This is a genomic window from Verrucomicrobiota bacterium (assembly GCA_019247695.1).
In the GTDB taxonomy this organism is placed as follows: domain Bacteria; phylum Verrucomicrobiota; class Verrucomicrobiia; order Chthoniobacterales; family JAFAMB01; genus JAFBAP01.
The window spans coordinates 1-17,694 of sequence record JAFBAP010000139.1 but is presented as its reverse complement, the minus strand read 5'-3'; the positions used below and the strand labels follow the sequence as shown (position 1 = coordinate 17,694).

14 protein-coding genes and 1 tRNA gene are annotated in these 17,694 nt (G+C 59.3%); 9 read left to right on the top strand and 6 right to left on the bottom strand.

Annotated features, from left to right (window positions below):
* From JO015_16145 to ribD, 4 genes are all read left to right on the top strand, one after another.
* Window positions 1-237 (top strand): sugar phosphate isomerase/epimerase (locus tag JO015_16145; GenBank protein MBW0000629.1); only part of this gene is annotated, 237 nt, incomplete at its 5' end.
* A 46-nt stretch (window positions 238-283) separates the two neighbouring features.
* Window positions 284-1,423: a Gfo/Idh/MocA family oxidoreductase gene (locus JO015_16140; protein ID MBW0000628.1), complete on the top strand. Its 1,140-nt coding sequence runs from the start codon at window positions 284-286 to the stop codon at window positions 1,421-1,423.
* Window positions 1,424-1,555: 132 nt separating this feature from the next.
* On the top strand, window positions 1,556-3,049 hold the full coding sequence (locus JO015_16135; GenBank protein MBW0000627.1) for a mechanosensitive ion channel: 1,494 nt from the start codon (window positions 1,556-1,558) through the stop codon (window positions 3,047-3,049).
* Between the two features lie 38 nt (window positions 3,050-3,087).
* On the top strand, window positions 3,088-4,116 hold the full coding sequence (ribD, locus tag JO015_16130) for a bifunctional diaminohydroxyphosphoribosylaminopyrimidine deaminase/5-amino-6-(5-phosphoribosylamino)uracil reductase RibD (GenBank protein ID MBW0000626.1): 1,029 nt from the start codon (window positions 3,088-3,090) through the stop codon (window positions 4,114-4,116).
* Window positions 4,117-4,206: 90 nt separating this feature from the next.
* Here the strand turns inward: ribD and JO015_16125 are convergent, their stop codons facing one another.
* Together JO015_16125 and JO015_16120 are read right to left on the bottom strand one after the other, a co-directional pair.
* Entirely contained in the window at window positions 4,207-4,473 is a 267-nt protein-coding gene (locus JO015_16125) for a hypothetical protein (protein MBW0000625.1), read from the bottom strand.
* A gap of 258 nt (window positions 4,474-4,731) precedes the next feature.
* A complete protein-coding gene (locus tag JO015_16120) occupies window positions 4,732-4,917 on the bottom strand; it encodes a hypothetical protein (GenBank protein MBW0000624.1) in 186 nt (61 codons plus the stop codon).
* 264 nt (window positions 4,918-5,181) lie between these two features.
* Here JO015_16120 and ugpC point away from each other — a divergent pair, with 264 nt between their 5' ends.
* Window positions 5,182-6,288: a sn-glycerol-3-phosphate ABC transporter ATP-binding protein UgpC gene (gene ugpC, locus JO015_16115; GenBank protein MBW0000623.1), complete on the top strand. Its 1,107-nt coding sequence runs from the start codon at window positions 5,182-5,184 to the stop codon at window positions 6,286-6,288.
* 946 nt (window positions 6,289-7,234) lie between these two features.
* Here ugpC and JO015_16110 read toward each other — a convergent pair.
* From JO015_16110 to JO015_16100, 3 genes are all read right to left on the bottom strand, one after another.
* Window positions 7,235-8,461, bottom strand: a complete 1,227-nt coding sequence (locus JO015_16110) for a Fic family protein (GenBank protein ID MBW0000622.1) — start codon at window positions 8,459-8,461, stop codon at window positions 7,235-7,237.
* A gap of 220 nt (window positions 8,462-8,681) precedes the next feature.
* Window positions 8,682-8,766: transfer RNA gene (locus tag JO015_16105), tRNA-Ser, on the bottom strand.
* A gap of 86 nt (window positions 8,767-8,852) precedes the next feature.
* A complete protein-coding gene (locus JO015_16100; protein MBW0000621.1) occupies window positions 8,853-9,401 on the bottom strand; it encodes a hypothetical protein in 549 nt (182 codons plus the stop codon).
* A 290-nt stretch (window positions 9,402-9,691) separates the two neighbouring features.
* Here JO015_16100 and dnaK point away from each other — a divergent pair, with 290 nt between their 5' ends.
* The 3 genes from dnaK to groL all read left to right on the top strand — a co-directional run bounded on the left by dnaK (window position 9,692) and on the right by groL (window position 13,730).
* A complete protein-coding gene (dnaK, locus tag JO015_16095; GenBank protein MBW0000620.1) occupies window positions 9,692-11,641 on the top strand; it encodes a molecular chaperone DnaK in 1,950 nt (649 codons plus the stop codon).
* Window positions 11,642-11,757: 116 nt separating this feature from the next.
* Entirely contained in the window at window positions 11,758-12,051 is a 294-nt protein-coding gene (gene groES / locus JO015_16090; GenBank protein ID MBW0000619.1) for a co-chaperone GroES, read from the top strand.
* A 41-nt stretch (window positions 12,052-12,092) separates the two neighbouring features.
* A complete protein-coding gene (gene groL / locus JO015_16085; protein ID MBW0000618.1) occupies window positions 12,093-13,730 on the top strand; it encodes a chaperonin GroEL in 1,638 nt (545 codons plus the stop codon).
* Between the two features lie 269 nt (window positions 13,731-13,999).
* Here groL and JO015_16080 read toward each other — a convergent pair whose 3' ends face one another.
* Window positions 14,000-16,594, bottom strand: coding sequence for a leucine--tRNA ligase (locus tag JO015_16080; GenBank protein ID MBW0000617.1), 2,595 nt, complete (start codon window positions 16,592-16,594; stop codon window positions 14,000-14,002).
* A 174-nt stretch (window positions 16,595-16,768) separates the two neighbouring features.
* Here JO015_16080 and rdgB point away from each other — a divergent pair, with 174 nt between their 5' ends.
* A complete protein-coding gene (rdgB, locus tag JO015_16075; GenBank protein ID MBW0000616.1) occupies window positions 16,769-17,353 on the top strand; it encodes an RdgB/HAM1 family non-canonical purine NTP pyrophosphatase in 585 nt (194 codons plus the stop codon).
* The last annotated feature ends 341 nt before the right edge of the window (window positions 17,354-17,694 follow it).

The following is a 17,694-nucleotide window of genomic DNA, read 5'->3' as shown; positions in this document are numbered from 1 at the left end:
GGCGATTATCGCCGTTACTGGGATTTCCGGTCGATCGGTCACGGCGACGTCGATTTTGAAGAAATCATGGTGGCGCTTAATGACATCGGCTACCAGGGCCCGCTTTCCATCGAATGGGAGGACATCCGTATGGACCGCGTCCACGGGGCAACGGAATCCTGTCGAAACGTCAGAAGTTACGATTTCACCCCGAGCCGGGTCGCTTTCGATTCCGCCTTCGATCGGGAAAAACGGTAAAGGACTGAAAAGGAGGAGGAATCGAGTCATGTCACGCAAGTTGAAGATGGGGATGGTCGGCGGCGGCAAGGACGCGTTCATCGGTGCGGTGCACCGGTTGGCCGCTAACCTGGATGGCAAGATTGAATTGGTGGCCGGCGCGTTTTCGTCGAATCCGAACAAGTCGCATGAGAGCGGCGCGCTGCTGTTGCTGGACCCCAAACGGGTTTACGACAGCTACGAGGCGATGGCCGCCGCGGAAGCGAAATTACCGGTGGGTGAACGCATCGATTTCGTCTCGATCGTCACGCCGAACTTCGCACATTTTCCTGCCGCCAAGGCTTTCCTGGAAGCCGGGTTTAACGTCGTCTGCGACAAACCGATGACGTTCAACCTGCAGGAGGCGCTGGAGCTGCGGGACCTGGTCCGGCGCACCCGCAAGGTCTTCGTGCTTACCCACAATTACACGGGGTACCCCATGGTGAAGGAAGCCCGCGAATTGGTGCGGGCCGGCGCGCTCGGTAATATCCTGAAGGTCGTGGCGGAATATTCGCAGGGATGGTTGTTGAACCCGATCGATCAGGCCGGACAAAAACAGGCTGCCTGGCGCACCGACCCCCAGCGGGCGGGTGCGAGCAGCTGCATCGGCGATATCGGCACGCATGCCGAAAACCTGGCGCACTACATTACCGGCCTGGAAATCGAGGAACTCTGCGCCGATTTCACCACCTTCGTCGAGGGGCGACGCCTTGAGGATGACGGTAATATGCTCGTGCATTTTCGCGGAGGGGCAAAGGGCGTCCTTTACGCGTCCCAGATTTCGGCCGGTGAGGAAAATAACCTCACGATCCGGGTCTACGGCACAAAAGCGTCTTTGGAGTGGCACCAGGAACACCCCAACGAGCTCATCATGAAGTACCAGGATGCACCCAGACAGATCTTCCGGCGCGGCAACGATTACCTGAGCGATGCTGCCAAGCGATTCACCCGGCTGCCGTCCGGCCACCCGGAAGCCTTCATTGAAGCGTTCGCGAACATTTATCGTGAGGCGGCCCGGGCCATCGAAGCCGAAGTGGCCGGCCAACCGGTGCCGGCCGACGTCGATTTTCCGACCGTGGACGATGGGGTCACCGGCATGGCGTTTATTGAAACGGCCGTGAAATCGGCCAGGGCCGGCGCTGCCTGGACAAAGTTCGTGGCCACCTGAATCCGCCGGCTGAAAAGGGGGCAACGCAACGGCCTCGGGCGGCCGGGACCTTTTCCCGTGCCGCTGCGTCGCTGTTTTCCCCTCAAAAGGTTGCCGCCCCGCTGGTCAACTGTTATCAGTGGGCGCCCCCAGATGCCGTCAGCACTTTTTTCAGATGACCGGGTTGTCCGGGTGCTCGTATTTCTGCTGGCCGGCGCGTTTTATCTGCTGGTATTCGCGCTCGGCCGTTTGCTGAAGCGCCGCGCCGGCATCCAGCTCTCCTGGACTTACCACGTGGTGGCCGTGGCCGGGTCGCTGCTCGCCGCAGCGGGCCTGTGTCACGAGCACCTCCCGGACGCTCGCGAACTCGCCCTCGTCGCCCTCGTGTTCGCCGGTTTCCCGCTCAATGCCGTTCTCTACCGGTTTGTCTGGCCGATCTACGGTTACCCCGGAGAGAACGCGCGGATTCCCGGCTTTCTGCCCCAGGTCGTTGCCATCCTGCTCTTTCTCGGACTGAGCTTTTTTGCCCTGGGCGCCTTGTATCATGTGACGGTCACCGGTCTGCTGACCGGTTCCGGCGTGATCGCCATCATCATCGGGTTGGCCTTGCAAGACACCCTCGGAAACCTTTTCGCGGGCTTCGGCCTGCAGGCCGGCAGGGCGTTCCGGGTCGGCGACTGGCTGGTCTTACAAGGACAACGCGTGCAGGTCGTTGAGATCACCTGGCGTTCCACCCGTTTCCGCAATAACGACGACGTGAGTTTCAACGTGCCGAATAACCAGCTGGCCAAGGAGACCATAGTTAACCTTTATTACCCGACCAACATCCACGCCATGCGCGTCCGGGTCGGAGTCGATTATACCGTCCCTCCCAACGAGGTAAAAAATGCCTTGATCGCCTGCGCCACCGCCGTTTCCGGGGTTCTGGCCGACCCTGCTCCCCGCGTGTTTCTCACCAGTTTCGACGATTCATCCGTCGCTTATGAATTGAAGTTCTGGATCGACGACGGGCGCGCCTACCCCCAGATCGTGGATGCGATCCGCACCCGTTGCTGGTACGAGTTTGCACGACGGCAAATCAATTTCGCCTTCCCGGTCCGCGTCTTCGAGCGAGGCAAGCCGCGAGCCCGGGATCATGCCGGTTCCCTGATGGAGTTACTGGCCGCGCAGCCGCTTTTTGGCGCCTTGAGCCCGGAACAGCTCGAGCTACTGAGCAAGGAGGCTAAATGGATGCGTTTCGGCCAGCAGGAAACGATTATCCAGCGCGGCGCGCCCGGCGACTCGATGTTCATTCTTGCCGCCGGTATGGCGGAGGTTCTAAGTGAAAGGGAAGGCCGGGAGCTTCGGGTGGGTACGCTGCACGCCGGAGAATGCTTCGGAGAGATCTCCTTCCTGACGGGTGAACCGCGGAGCGCAACGGTGCGGGCCAGACAGGATTGCGAGGTCGTCGAAATCCCGAAGCACGCGATGAGCCTGCTCCTGCGCCAGCAACCCTCCCTCGCTGAACAGCTTTCCGATACCCTGACGGCCAGGCGCTCGGCCACCCAGCAACGCCTGGCCCAAGCCGCCCGGAACGTTCACGCGGGAGCGGAAGCCGCCGAAAAAGAAGGGCTCCTGCGAAGGCTGCGGGCTTTTTTCGAGCTGTGAGCAAGGTCGGTTTCGGCCTTCAAGGACTCTCATGAGCCATGAGCACTGACGAAGAGACGGACGCCCGGTACATGCGGCTCGCCCTGCGGCAGGCGCGTAAGGGACTCGGCACGACCAGTCCTAACCCGGCCGTCGGAGCCGTGATCGTTCGAGACGGGCAGGTGCTCGCCGCGGGTTTTCACGAACGCGCGGGCGGGCCGCATGCGGAAGTGGCCGCCCTGGCAGCACTTCAGGATCCCGGGTCGGCAACAGGCGCCACCTTGTACGTCACCCTCGAGCCTTGTTCGACCTTCGGACGCACCCCTCCATGCACCGCCGCCATCCTCGCCGCGGGAATCGGGCGCGTCGTGGTCGGTTGCATCGATCCCAATCCGCGGCACCGCGGAAACGGGATCAATTTTCTCCAGGCCCACGGAATCCCGGTTGCGACCGGTATCCTGGAGAAGGAATGCCGTGATCTGAACACCGGTTTTAATCGCTGGATCACCACCGGCCGGCCATGGGTAATCGCCAAGTTTGCGCAGTCACTGGACGGGCGGTTAACCCGGCCGCCCGGGGAATCCACCTGGCTGACCAGCAAACGATCCAGGTTCAGGGCGCAGCGGTTGCGCGCCACAGTAGACGCTATTCTGGTCGGTGCGGAAACGATCCGCAGAGATGATCCGCAGCTTACGGTGCGCGTGGGGCGCCGCCATCTCCAACCCTGGCGCGTTGTCGTGACCCGATCCGGCGACCTGCCGGCCGCCGCCCGGGTTTTTACCGATGAATACCGTGAACGGACGCTTGTCTTCCAAAATTCCTCCTGGGAGACGGTCCTTGACGACCTCGGCCAACGCGGCGTGACGCGGTTGCTGGTGGAGGGCGGCGGCAAGGTGCTGGGCCAATTGCGGGACCTCGGACTGATCGATGAGGTCTGGAGCTTTTTCGCGCCCCTCCTCAGCGGCGGTCCGGTGGTAAGCGTAGGCGGGCAAGGCGTGCTTTCCAACGAGGAAACCAAGGTTCTGATCGACGTCTCTTACCACCGGCTGGGAAGTGATCTCCTCGTTTGCGGCAAGCTCAAAAAATAAAAAGCCCGCCGGACGCCGGCGGGCCTTTTGTTTTTTTAACTCAACTCGCGGTTAATTTGATCAGTTTGATCAGTTTCAGTCGTGATGACGTTATCTCTGGTGCCAGTACCGGTCATGGCGCCAGTGATGGTAGCGGTGCCAGTAGCCGTAGTGATAGGGATGATAGTAATAATAGGGGCGATAGTGCCGGTAGTAATAGTACCGGTCACCGTAGTATGGGCCGTAGTAGACCGGGTAAGGATCGTAATACCCCGGCGCGCCGAAAGTGATGCCGAAATCCACATCCGCTTTCGCCGCCTGCGGCACCAGGGTGATCAATCCCACCGCCGCCAGAAGCAAAAGAAGCAACTTTTTCATAAAACCCTCTGTCGATTGATCGTTTCATCGGTAGACGTGCCCGACGCGGCATTTATTCGGTAAGCTGCTGACAGAGCGCAAGTTACCCGTGCAGTCCGCGGCAAGGGTCCTCTGCGCGGGGCGCGGCTGGTGGGCGGTGCGAGTCTTGGATCAGGCCGCCTGAGGGCCGCGCGCCTGCGGCAGGCAAAAAAAAGCCCATGGCGCTGCAGCGCCATGGGCAATCGGCAAAAGATTCGCCGAGTCCGATCCGAAAACCGCTTATTGGGCTTCCGTCTTGGAGCTCTTATGCTTCTTGTGGTGCTTTTTGGAGGATTTCATCGACTTCGTGCCGGTCGACGGCGACGCCGACGTGGAAGGGGATGGGGCCGGCGTAGCGCCCTGGGCGTAGGCACCAACAACACCAAACGAGAAGACGGCAGCCAGCATGAGGATAGCTTTATTCATATCAATATAGTTTTGAGCAACAGTTCAGGTTCTCGGTTCGACCTCGTGCACTCCGATCCGCAGAGATCGACGCTTGAGCTCAAACCTCACTCACCTCAACCCGTGGAATGGATCGAAGTTTCAAAAGTTCGAAAATTTTTTAGTGAAGGACCAACCACCCGCGGTAGCTTATCCGCGATCCTGCCGGCGCCGTTCAGGCCTGGGCGCGCTTGCGTAATGAGCCCGGGTCTGGTAGGTGAAGCCGGTTTTATTTCGCAGCCCGCCATGGCAGACCTCAAGCTCGTAAATATCGTTAAATCCTTCGGCCAACATGAAGTGATTCATCGGGTAAACCTGCACGTCCAGGACGGTGAGTTCGTCGTCCTCGTCGGCCCCTCGGGCTGCGGCAAGTCCACTATGCTCCGCGTTATCGCCGGGCTGGAACCGGTCACCACGGGCGAGGTCTGGATCGGCGGCACACGGGTCAACGATCTCGATCCGGCCAACCGCGGGGTGGCGATGGTTTTTCAAAACTTTGCGCTCTACCCGCACATGTCGGTCGAAGAAAATATGGCCTTCGGCCTTAAGATGGCCCGCCGTCCCAAACAGGAAATCCGGGAACGCGTGGCCCGAGCGGCCGCCATCCTGCAGCTGACGCCGTACCTGAAACGGCGTCCGAAGGAACTCTCGGGAGGCCAGCGCCAGCGGGTCGCAATCGGGCGCGCCATCGTGAGGGAACCCGAAATTTTTCTCTTCGACGAACCGTTGTCGAATCTCGATGCGGAGCTGCGGGCACAGATGCGCATCGAATTATCCAAGCTCCACAGCGAGTTACAAACCACGATGGTTTATGTGACCCACGACCAGATGGAAGCCATGACCTTGGCGGACAAAATCGTGGTCTTGAATTCGGGTCGGATCGAACAGATCGGCTCTCCCGCAGAGTTATACCTGCACCCGTCCAATTTGTTCGTGGCCGGTTTTTTCGGGATGCCGAAAATGAATTTCCTGAAGGTGCGGGTGGCGGCGGTCCATGGACAAAGCGTGGCGGTGCAAAGCGATGATTTCACGGCCGGCCGGCTCGAGATTCCGGTGCAGGCGATGCCGGGGATTGCTCCGAACGACGCGCTGACTCTGGGCGTCCGTCCTGAGCATCTGGCCGTGAGCCCCCCTCAGAAAGGCAAAGGGCTGCTCACCATCGAAGTGGTCGAGGGCCTGGGAGACCTCACGTACATCCATGGCGTGACTCCCACCGGAAACCGGATGACCGTCAGCGTCAAAGGGTTTCATGACTTCAAACACGCCGATTCCGTCGGATACGATTTCAAGCTCAAAGACGTGCACCTGTTTGACCCGGACGAAGATGCGATCCGGGTGGGTTTGCCCGGATAAATGATCAAGACCAACCCCCGGATGGGGAGAGATTCGAACCCTTGGGCCGACAGAAGCCGTCCGTCCGCGTTTGCCCCCGTCTCAACTCCCTCGAAGGGAACAGGGAATACACGTAGTTATACTATTCAGGCAGTTATCTCGGCCGAATGTCGGCTCAGGGGGGTGCCGGCGCCGGAGGATGCTCCGTAGCTGGTTGAAGCGGTCTCAGGGCCAACGGGCCGGGAGACGGTTTGATGGCCTGAAGGGCCAAGGGAACTTAGCCCAGAGTTTACCCTGGGTAATCGTCAAATCGCGATCGAGCCCTCCTAAGTCGGAGGGGAAACGCCTTTCCAGGGTGAAACCCCACTGCCATTTAGTTAAGGGCCGGTGGATGGGGGCGCTTTCGTCCCGCAGGGACGGCTGAGGTTAGCCAGGGACTTAATGCCTGTGAGGGCGTTCCCCCGGGGTTTGCGTCCCGTCGGGACGCCTGAAGGCGGGCGTCAAAGATTGGGGGGACGTTCGGGTTTTCGTCGCCGATGGTCGCGCCGGGTTTGGCCGGCCGCTGAGTCGGCACCCTTCGGACCAGCGTTTCAGGCGTCCCTACAGGACGCGATCGCTCTTAAATGCCCCGTCCAGGGACTGAAGTCCCTGGCTAAGATCAGCCGTCCCTTCGGGACAAAAGCGCCCCCATCCGCCGGCCCTTAACTAAATGGCGGTGGGGTAAACCCTGGGCTCAGTTCCTTTGGCCCTTCAGGCCATCAAACCGTCTCCCCGCCCGTTGGGCCTGGACCGTTTATACGGCCTGATAGGTGTAACGCTGGCAGGACGCCTGGGAAGGAACACAAATTTTTGCCTCCATGCCCGTCGAAATGATATCAGATCCTGGTGGGCATGCGTAGACGTTAGCAGGAAGGGCATACATCCCGATTCAGAAATGGTTTAAACCGAGAATAGTGGCGTGCGTCCTTCATTGAGGTGATTCCGCCTGGGTTCGTTGGTCTCTCAATTCGTCAGGTGAATGGGCGGGCCTCTTACTCTCTGAGGCGGCCATTACGGTCAGCAGCTCTTGAGCGAGGAAAAGTCTGTTCCGTTGACGACCCGTAATTTCTTTAAGGAGTCCCTTCTCGATCCAGAACTCAATGCCGTTAACAACGGTCGGAAAGCTGTGCCCACTCCGTTTCGCAAAGCGGGAAATGGAAATGATCGGGTTCTCGAACAAAGCATCTAAAATGGCCGCGGCCGTTTTAGGCGCGCGCAAGGATTCTTTAAGCTTCGCCAGATATTTCTTATAGAGATCGATCACCGTTTCAGCGTCTTTGAGGGCAGATCGAGCTTGTTCTCGTACTGCGGTCAAAAAATACTCGATCCAGTCCCTCCACTTCCCATTCTGACTGACGGCAAGAAAATTCCGGTAATAATCATCCCGGTACTCGTCGAAAAAGCCGGACAAGTACAACAAGGGCTGTGAAAGGCACTTGCGCTCACAGAGAAAGAGGGTAATGAGGAGCCTCCCCACGCGCCCGTTACCATCGAGGAAAGGGTGAATGGCTTCGAATTGATAGTGGAGAAGGGCGCATTTCACCAAGGCAGGCGCGATGGATTCGCCGTGCAAATACTTTTCCCAATCGCTCAAGGCGTCCAGCATTTCATCTGGAGGAGGAGGCACGAACGTAGCAGTCGTCAAGGTCGACCCTGGTTTCCCGATCCAGTTTTGCGTTCTGCGAAATTCTCTGGGTGTCTTTGAGGTCTTGCCGCCGCGAACCTCGGCCAATAAAATCCTGTGCAGGTCGCAGATTAGCCGCTTACTGATCGGAGAGCTCTTGACGGCCTCAAGTCCATGCTCCAGAGCGCGGACATAATTTGCCACTTCCCGAATATCTGGGCTTCGAGGCTTTTCCTCTTCTTCGACCTCCAACAGGAAAAGCTCCTCCATCTCGGCAAAGGTGTTTTCAATCCGGGAGCTAAGGATGGCCTCCCTTCTGAGGTAAGGCCGTATTAGAAGATGGGGATTTTGGATCAAGCGCCCCGCCCCGGAAAGCTCCGCCAGTGCTCGATCGGCTTCGGAGAGAAGGCCAGCAAGTCTCCAATCGACCTCAAGACGGGGCGGTAGCGGGTTCGGTATGAACGCCCAATACCCCGTTAAGGTCTTTTGGCAGCGGCCAGCATTTCGAGAGGGAAAATCTTCGGGCTGCACTATTAAACCGTGATTAAATCGAAAAGCTCGTTATTCAAGGAAAATGCTTTTCGATTGAATAACGAGACGGATAACTAAAGCGAGCCCGACTTCGATTTTAATATACGGGTATCCGACCGTGGACTTCCGGAGACGTGTTATCAGTTTTGTTATCAAATCAACTCAAGGATCATGGGTTTCAATACTCAATGCCCTGATTCTGAGCAGGTTGCAACAATTCCGGATGGGGAGGGATTCGAACCCTCGGTACCTTGCGGTACACACGCTCTCCAGGCGTGCCCAATCGACCACTCTGGCACCCATCCTCGGATTGAGCCCACAACTTTGAGGGCAATCGCCACCGGATGCAACCGGATTTCCTGCAGGCCGGCCCGCGCTTCAGAAGACGCACTTACGCGCTTTCGGAGAGGGGAAGCGCATCCTGGCCGGCCTGATTCTGCTGCCCGGCTTGCTCTAAAGCCGTGAACTCGGCTTCAAGCTCGGCCAGTTTCGCTTCGGTCATCTCGACCTTGAGCTGGTAACGGTGCACCTGGATTCTCGAATGGTTCAGCAACCCTCGCAGTTCGCTCAACCGGCTGCGGGTTTCCCGAACGAGGCGCTGCAGCTCCTGGTGACGTTTGTCGAGCGCGGCCCGGCTTTTTCCGCCAAACGAAAAACGCATCGGCGGCGCTGCGCGCGTTTGTTGCAACGCGTCCGCCAGTTTGGCGGTGGCAGTCTGCAGGAATTGCAGGCTGGGTCCCTGGTAAGCCGGCACGTTAACGATTTTGGCGCACAGCGCGCACGGTACGTCGAGGCCCGATCCGTCGCGGTCGACCACGAGTTCGCCCTCGCAGTGGGGACACTCGAAAACGATGTCCCTCTCGCCGACCTGGACGCCCTGCGTTTCGACCTCATCGGCCGTACGCATTGGTTCCTGAACCTTCCCCGGTGCCTCGTTCATAGGTAGAAACGCATTTTGAGATCAGACGGACTCAAATTGAAAGCGCTATTCCCGACCGGCGACAGGGACGAGCCGGTTTTCGACATAGTACGAATTTTTATAGTTACCGGGAAAAAAGTTGGCGCGCTCCGTTTAGACAGGTTGGCGCAGTGCACGTGGCGCACTGCGCCAGGATGGCGCACCCGGAAGGCGCGCCGGCTCACGCGTTCTTACTTAAACGGTTCGTAATCAACAAGTTTAACTTTGTGCGGCGATTGGCATGCGTTTTGCAGTACGCCGTGCACCGGTTTATGGCTAAAATTCTTGGTATTGATCTTGGCACCACGAACTCGTGCATGGCGGTGATGGAGGGTGGTGAGCCTGTCGTAATAGAGAACTCCGAAGGGGCTCGTACCACTCCGTCAATCGTGGCCTTCACCAAGAGCGGTGAGCGTCTGGTCGGACAAGCTGCCAAACGGCAAGCGGTCACCAACTCGCAAAATACGATCTTTTCGATTAAGCGCTTCATGGGACGCAAATTTGATGAAGTGCAGGACGAAGCGAAGCGGGTGCCTTATAAAGTCGTTAAAGCAAAGAACGGCGATGCTTATGTCGAGGTCCAGGTCGGCGGGGAACGCAAAACATTTTCTCCCCCTGAAATCTCGGCGATGATTTTAGGGAAGCTGAAGGCCGACGCGGAAGCGAAGCTTGGCGAAAGCATCACCCAGGCGGTGATCACGGTACCGGCGTATTTTAATGACTCGCAGCGTAACGCGACCAAAGACGCGGGGCGAATTGCCGGGCTTGAAGTCCTTCGTATCATCAATGAGCCGACGGCGGCGTCGCTGGCTTATGGCCTGGATAAAAAGAAGGATGAGAAGATTGCGGTCTATGACCTGGGCGGTGGTACATTCGATATCTCCGTGCTCGAAATCGGGGAGGGCGTCTTCGAAGTCAAGGCCACCAACGGCGACACCCATCTGGGCGGCGACGATTGGGACAACGCGGTGATGGACTGGATCATTGCGGAGTTCCGCAGTGAAACGGCCATTGACCTGAGCCGCCAGGCTGACGCGCTCCAGCGCATCAAGGAGGAAGCGGAAAAGGCCAAAATTGCCTTGTCATCCTCACAAGAGTACGAACTCAACCTGCCGTTCATCACGGCGGACGCGACGGGGCCGAAGCACATTCAAAAGCGGCTCACGCGCGCCAAGCTGGAACAGCTGACGGATAATCTGGTGCAGCGCACCATCCCGCCGGTTAAACAGTGTCTGTCGGATGCGAAACTGAGTGAGCGCGACGTCAACGAGCTGGTGCTCGTGGGCGGCATGACGCGTATGCCCAAGGTGCAGGAGACTGCCCGCAAACTCATCGGCAAGGAACCCCACAAGGGTGTGAATCCGGATGAAGTGGTGGCAGTCGGTGCGGCGATTCAGGGCGGCGTGTTGCGTGGCGACGTGAAGGACGTCCTGCTGCTTGATGTGACCCCGCTGACGCTGGCGATCGAAACCATGGGTGGAGTTGCTACCCCGATGATCCCGAAGAATACGACCATTCCTACCCGTAAGAGCGGGGTATTCTCGACGGCGGCGGACAACCAGCCCGGGGTTGAAATCAAGGTGCTCCAGGGTGAACGCCGCATGGCCTCGGATAACAAGAACCTCGGCACTTTCCATTTGGACGGCATCCCGCCCGCTCCGCGCGGGGTCCCGCAGATTGAAGTTACCTTTGACATCGACGCGAACGGAATCCTGAACGTTTCAGCCAAGGACCTCGGCACCGGTAAAGAGCAGAAGATCTCGATCACGGGTTCAAGCGGCCTGACGAAGGACGAAGTTGAACGGCTGCGGCGTGATGCGGAGGCGCATGCGGAGGAAGACCGCAAGGCTTACGAGCTGGTGGAAGCGCGTAACAATGCGGACAACCTGGCCTACCAGTGTGAAAAGCAGCTCAATGAGCTTGGCGACAAGGTACCGGCTGACCGCAAACAGCCCATCCAGGACGCGATCCGGCAGGTTCGTGAAACGCTCAACGGTAATGATCTCGACGCGATCCGGCGGGCGAGCGACGATCTGCAGTCGAAGTTCCAGGCCGTAAGCGCCGACCTGTACAAGCAGGCGTCTGCCCAGGCGGGTTCGCGTCCTGAGGCGGGTCCGGAAGCCGGCCCCGCGCAGGAGCCGAAAACCGATGCCGGCTCTGATGACAGGGTCGTCGATGCGGACTTTGAGGTAGTTGACGAAGACAAGCGGAGGGGTAAGTAATCTACCCTGATAACGCGCTGTTATCGCCAACGTAGTTTCCGGTACCGCGGCGGTTCATCCTTCGCCGCTGCGGCGCTGGTTAAGGAGCAACAAACTAAAAGGAGGATACGATCCATATGGCAATCAACGTAAGACCTCTCGCCGATCGCGTGCTCGTTCAGCCGCTCGAAGAGAAGGAAGTCAAGAAAGGTGGGATCATCATTCCTGACACGGCTAAAGAAAAGCCGCAGGAAGGGACGGTCGTTGCCCTCGGCACCGGCAAGGTTGACGAGAATGGCAAGAAGATCGAATTCAATGTCAAGGTTGGTGACAGGGTGCTGATCTCCAAGTACGGCGGCACCGAAATCAAGCTTGACGATCAGAACTACCTGATCCTGCGCGAGGACGACATCCTCGGCATTCTTGGCTAACTGGTACCCACAGAACATTAAACGACTTTTAGGAAAGTTTTATGGCAGCTAAACAATTGCAATTCGATGAGTCTGCGCGTCACGCGTTGCTGCGCGGCGTGGAGAAACTCGCGAAGGCCGTTAAGGCGACCCTCGGGCCCTCCGGCCGCAACGTGATCCTCGATAAAAAGTTCGGCAGCCCGACAATCACCAAAGACGGTGTGACGGTTGCGAAGGAAATCGAGCTTGAGGATCCCTACGAGAACATGGGCGCTCAGCTCGTTCGTGAGGTCGCTTCCAAGACCTCGGACGTGGCTGGTGACGGAACGACGACCGCTACGGTTCTGGCCGAATCCATCTTCCGCGAAGGCCTGAAGAACGTGACGGCCGGCGCCAACCCCACCTACCTTCAGCGCGGCATCCAGAAGGCCGTTGACGCCATCGTGGAAGAGTTGCGCAACATCTCCAAGAAGGTTTCTGACCAGACCGAGATTGCGCAGGTCGCGACGGTGTCGGCCAACTGGGACAAAACCATCGGCGACATCATTGCCGATGCCATGGAGAAGGTCGGCAAGGATGGCACCATCACGGTGGAGGAAGCCAAGTCGATCGAGACGACGCTGGAAGTGGTGGAAGGGATGCAGTTCGACAAGGGCTACCTGTCGCCTTACTTCGTGACTAACACGGAGACGATGGAAGCCGTTCTTGAGAATGCTTACATCCTGATTCACGAAAAGAAGATCTCCAGCCTTAAAGACCTGCTCCCGGTCCTGGAGAAAGTCGCCAAGGCCGGCCGTCCGCTGCTGATCATCGCGGAAGACGTGGAAGGCGAGGCGCTGGCCACCCTGGTGGTCAACAAGCTGCGCGGCACGCTGCAGGTTGCGGCGGTTAAGGCCCCGGGCTTCGGCGATCGTCGCAAGGCGATGCTGGAAGACATCGCGGTGCTTACCGGCGGGCGTTGTCTGACGGAAGATCTCGGCATCAAGCTGGAGAACATCACGTTGGATGACCTCGGCCGCACCAAGCGCGTGACGATCGACAAGGAAACCACGACCATTGTGGAGGGCGAAGGCTCGAGCTCCGCGATTCAGGGGCGCGTCAACCAGATCCGTCGTCAAATCGAAGAGACCACTTCGGACTACGATCGGGAGAAACTCCAGGAACGTCTTGCCAAGCTGGCGGGCGGCGTAGCCGTCATCAACGTAGGCGCCGCGACTGAGACGGAGATGAAGGAGAAGAAGGCGCGCGTCGAAGATGCGCTGCATGCCACCCGCGCGGCGGTGGAAGAAGGCATCGTGCCCGGCGGCGGCGTCGCGCTGATCCGCGCCCAGAAAGCCTTGGACAGCCTGAAGCTTGAAGGCGACGAGCAGGTCGGTCTGGAGATCGTCCGCCGTGCGGTGGAATCTCCGCTGCGCCAGCTGGCGTCCAACGCCGGCCGCGAAGGCGCCCTGATCGTTCAGGAAGTCAAGGGTCGCAAGGGCAGCGAAGGTTACGACGTTTCGACGGGTGAATACGTTGACCTGCTCAAGGCCGGCGTCGTCGACCCGACCAAGGTAACCCGGACCGCGCTGCAGAATGCGGCTTCGATTTCCGGCCTGTTGCTGACCACTGAAGCCCTCGTTTCCGAGATGCCGGAGAAGGAAAAACCGGCCCCGGCAGCTCCGGGCGGCATGGGCGGCATGGGCGGCATGGACTACTAACCAGTCAGTCAGTCAGTTCAGGTTCGCGAACCTTACGCGCATTAACGAAAACCCGGCCCCGTACATGGGGCCGGGTTTTCTGTTTTAATGCCACAAATGGAAGAGAGTGTCGAGTGCCGGGTGTCGAGTGTCGCGTCGAGTAAATGCGGCGGAGGCGTGACTTCGACGGCTCGTGCGCATGGCGCCGAGGCCTCCAATCCTTGCCGGCAGTTTTTCCTGGGCTGACGCGCGACACCCGACACCCGACACTCTCTTCCATTTGTGGCATTCTACCCGGCTACCACGTTCACGAGCTTGTCAGGTATGACGATGACCTTGCGCACGGTCTTGCCGACGACGTGCTCCCGGACCTTTGGAGAGCCGAGTGCCTGGCGTTCCAAGGCATCCTTTTCCAATCCCTTCTGCACAGTGATCTTATCCCTGAGCTTGCCGTTGACCTGTAATATCACTTCGACCTGATCCTCGGTCAGGTAAGCGGGATTGAATTCCGGCCAGCGCTGCCCGGAAACCAGGCCCGTCAACTCCGGGGCAAACCTCTGGCCTAACCGCTCCCAAAGCTCCTCCGCCAGATGAGGTGCAAACGGGCTCAACAGCAGGAGGAGCGTGCGGATCGCTTCCAGCGGCCGGGCTTCAGCGCCGGTAAATTCGTTCACGCAGATCATGAGCTGAGCGATCGCCGTGTTGAACGCAAGCGCCTCAACGTCGTCAGTTACTTTCTTGATCGTGACGTGCACGACCTTTTGTTGGGCAGGCGTCAACGCCTGGCGCGCAACCGTCCGCGACAACTGCCACCGGCCTTCCTGGTCTTCCTCCATGACCAGGCGCCAGACCCGGGCAAGGAACCGGTAAACGCCTTCGACGCCGCTCATGCTCCACGGTTTGGTCGCTTCCAGCGGCCCCATAAACATTTCGTAAAGCCGCAAGGCGTCCGCGCCGTAGTCGGCGATTACATTGTCCGGGTTAACCACGTTACCCCGGCTCTTCGACATTTTATGGTTATCCTGGCCGAGGATCATGCCTTGATTTACGAGCCGCTGAAACGGCTCGATGGTCGAAACGTAACCCAGGTCGTAAAGCACCTTGTGCCAGAATCGCGAGTACAGGAGGTGAAGCACGGCGTGCTCGGTACCGCCGACGTAGAGGTCAACCCCGCCCGGCTTGCCGCCTGACATCCAGTAGCGTTCCGCTTCGGCGTTAACAAACCGGCGGTGTTCATGGGGCGACGGGTAGCGGAGGTAATACCAGCATGATCCCGCCCACTGCGGCATGGTGTTAAGCTCCCGGCTCGCGCCATCCGACAGCCGGATCCAGTCCTTGGCCTTTGAGAGTGGCGGTTCGATCGTACCGGTCGGGCGATAATCTTCCAACGGCGGAGGGATCACCGGTAATTCCGCCTCGGGCAGGGCTTCGTGGCGGCCCTCACGCCAGACGACCGGGAAAGGTTCACCCCAGTAGCGCTGCCGCGAAAACAGCCAGTCGCGCAGTTTGTAGTTTACCGTCCGGCGCCCCGACCCTTGCTGCTCGAGGTATTCGATGACTTTGCGCTTGGCGTCGGGTGTGGCCAGGCCGTTCAGGAAACCGGAATTGATCGACGTTCCCTCTCCGGTGAAGCAGCCTTCCACCGGCTTCGGGGGAGCGACCACCGGCCGGATTTCGAGGCCGAATTTCTGCGCGAAATCGTAGTCGCGCTCGTCATGAGCCGGCACCGCCATGATCGCGCCCGTCCCGTAGGTTGCCAGGACGTAATCCGCGATCCAGACCGGGATTTTTGCCCGATTGACCGGGTTGATGACGTAACCGCCGGTAAAAACGCCGGTCTTTTCCTTGGCGAGATCGGTGCGTTCAAGGTCGGATTTCGCCGCGACCTGCGTCTGGTACGCCTCGACCGCGGCACGTTGCGGTGCGCTCGTCAGGGTTGGAACCAGCGGATGCTCCGGCGCCAGGACGACGTAGGTGGCGCCGAACAGGGTGTCGGGCCGGGTGGTAAACACGGGGATGGTTTCCGGTCGTCCATCGATCTGAAACCGGGCCTCGGCACCCTCGCTCCGCCCGATCCAGTTGCGCTGCAGCGTCTTGATCGACTCAGGCCAGTCCAGCCCCCCCAACTCTTCCACCAAACGATCGGCATACGCGGTAATCCGCAGCATCCACTGGCGCATGGGACGGCGCACGACCGGAAAACCGCCCACCTCGCTTTTGCCGTCCACGACTTCCTCATTAGCCAGGACGGTGCCCAGTTCCTGGCACCAGTTGACGGGTGCCTCACTCACATAGGCAAGCCGGTGCCGGTCGAGAAAAGCACGCAGCTCGGCGGCAGGTTCGTCCGGAAACTCGCGGCGCCGTTTCTCGGCGAGTTCGCTGATGGGCCGGGCAGCCCCCTTCTCAGGGTCGAACCAGGAATGGTACAGCTGGAGAAAGATCCACTGGGTCCAACGGTAGTACTCCGGATCGGTGGTATTGATTTCGCGCTCCCAATCGTAACTGAACCCGATCCTTTTCAGCTGGGCCTTGAAGCGTTCCACGTTGCGCGCGGTTGCCACCGACGGGTGCTGGCCGGTGCGAATGGCAAACTGCTCCGCCGGCAGGCCGAAAGCGTCCCAACCCATGGGATGAAGCACATTGAAACCCCGCATCCGCTTGTACCGCGCCAGGATATCGGTCGCGGTATAGCCTTCCGGATGCCCGACGTGCAGCCCTTCGCCGCTCGGATAAGGGAACATATCCAGCACGTAGAACTTGGGCTTGGCCGGATCGAAGCACGGTGCGCCCGGGTTCGGCACCGAGAACGTCCTGTGCTCATCCCAGTAACGCTGCCATTTGGGCTCGAATTCGGTGAATGGAAATTGTTTACGTCGCTCAGTCATCGAAGCACTCACACTTGTACCCGGAAGTTTTCAGGATGCTCCATTATGTCTCATTTTGCGAATGCGGCGAAAATTTTCCTGACTGCAAGCGATGACGGGACGAGTTTACTCGTTGCTTCTGCGACGTTACGATCACCTTTGGACGGGCCGGCGTAGGGCCGGCTCGACGTGCACATGCAAACGCTCCTGATCGCGACCAGAAACGCGCACAAAACGCGAGAGATTCACCAGATTCTCGGGTCCGGATGGGACGTTCGAGATCTGACGACGCTGCCGCATGCGCCTGAGGTGGAAGAAACCGGCGAAACTTTCCAGGATAATGCCATTCTGAAAGCGGTAACGATTTCCAGGCACGTGACCGGGCTGGTCCTGGCCGATGATTCCGGCTTGGAAGTTGACGCCCTGAACGGCGCGCCGGGGGTTCGATCTGCGCGCTTCGCCGGTCCTAACGCCACGGACGCCGGTAACCGTAATTTGCTGCGGAAAGAACTCGCGAAGCTGCCCGGCGACCGGTTCCCGGCCCGGTTCTGCTGCGTCATGGTGCTCGCCAGCCAAGGGGAAGTACTCGGGACTTTCCCCGGTGTGGTTGAAGGCGAAGTGATCCCGGCCGAACGCGGGAGCGGCGGCTTCGGCTACGATTCGATGTTCATTCCTCGCGGTTATCAGGAGACTTTTGCCGAGCTCCCCTTAGTGATAAAAAACAGCCTCAGCCATCGCGCCCGCGCCCTCGCCGGGATGCTGGAATTCCTGCGCAGCTGATCCACAGATTAAAAATCATCCGCAGAACACGCAGAGAACGCAGAAAAAAGAAAAGCGTCCACAGATTACACAGATTGACACAGATTAAGAGGACCTGACGGCAACGCTAAGGCAGACACTCGCGCCTGCCCCCCACGATGCCACTCCGAACCCCGAACTCCGAGCTCCGAACTCTTTCCTCTTCCCGCCGTGGTCGCCGTGTTCGCCGTGTGAACTCTTACGTTGTGCCCGCCGTGTGACCGTGTGAACTCTTACGTCGTGCCCGCCAAATCCGCTGTGCCCGCCGTGTGACCGACACCCGGCACCCGGCGCCCGCTTCATTTGTGGCATTTTTCGTTCGC

Coding starts and splice junctions, on each gene's coding strand:
- JO015_16140 (MBW0000628.1), top strand. CDS start 284: ATGGGGATGGTCGGCGGCGGCAAGGACGCGTTCATCGGTGCGGTGCAC.
- JO015_16135 (MBW0000627.1), top strand. CDS start 1,556: ATGCCGTCAGCACTTTTTTCAGATGACCGGGTTGTCCGGGTGCTCGTA.
- ribD (MBW0000626.1), top strand. CDS start 3,088: ATGAGCACTGACGAAGAGACGGACGCCCGGTACATGCGGCTCGCCCTG.
- JO015_16125 (MBW0000625.1), bottom strand. CDS start 4,473: ATGAAAAAGTTGCTTCTTTTGCTTCTGGCGGCGGTGGGATTGATCACC.
- JO015_16120 (MBW0000624.1), bottom strand. CDS start 4,917: ATGAATAAAGCTATCCTCATGCTGGCTGCCGTCTTCTCGTTTGGTGTT.
- ugpC (MBW0000623.1), top strand. CDS start 5,182: ATGGCAGACCTCAAGCTCGTAAATATCGTTAAATCCTTCGGCCAACAT.
- JO015_16100 (MBW0000621.1), bottom strand. CDS start 9,401: ATGAACGAGGCACCGGGGAAGGTTCAGGAACCAATGCGTACGGCCGAT.
- dnaK (MBW0000620.1), top strand. CDS start 9,692: ATGGCTAAAATTCTTGGTATTGATCTTGGCACCACGAACTCGTGCATG.
- groES (MBW0000619.1), top strand. CDS start 11,758: ATGGCAATCAACGTAAGACCTCTCGCCGATCGCGTGCTCGTTCAGCCG.
- groL (MBW0000618.1), top strand. CDS start 12,093: ATGGCAGCTAAACAATTGCAATTCGATGAGTCTGCGCGTCACGCGTTG.
- JO015_16080 (MBW0000617.1), bottom strand. CDS start 16,594: ATGACTGAGCGACGTAAACAATTTCCATTCACCGAATTCGAGCCCAAA.
- rdgB (MBW0000616.1), top strand. CDS start 16,769: ATGCAAACGCTCCTGATCGCGACCAGAAACGCGCACAAAACGCGAGAG.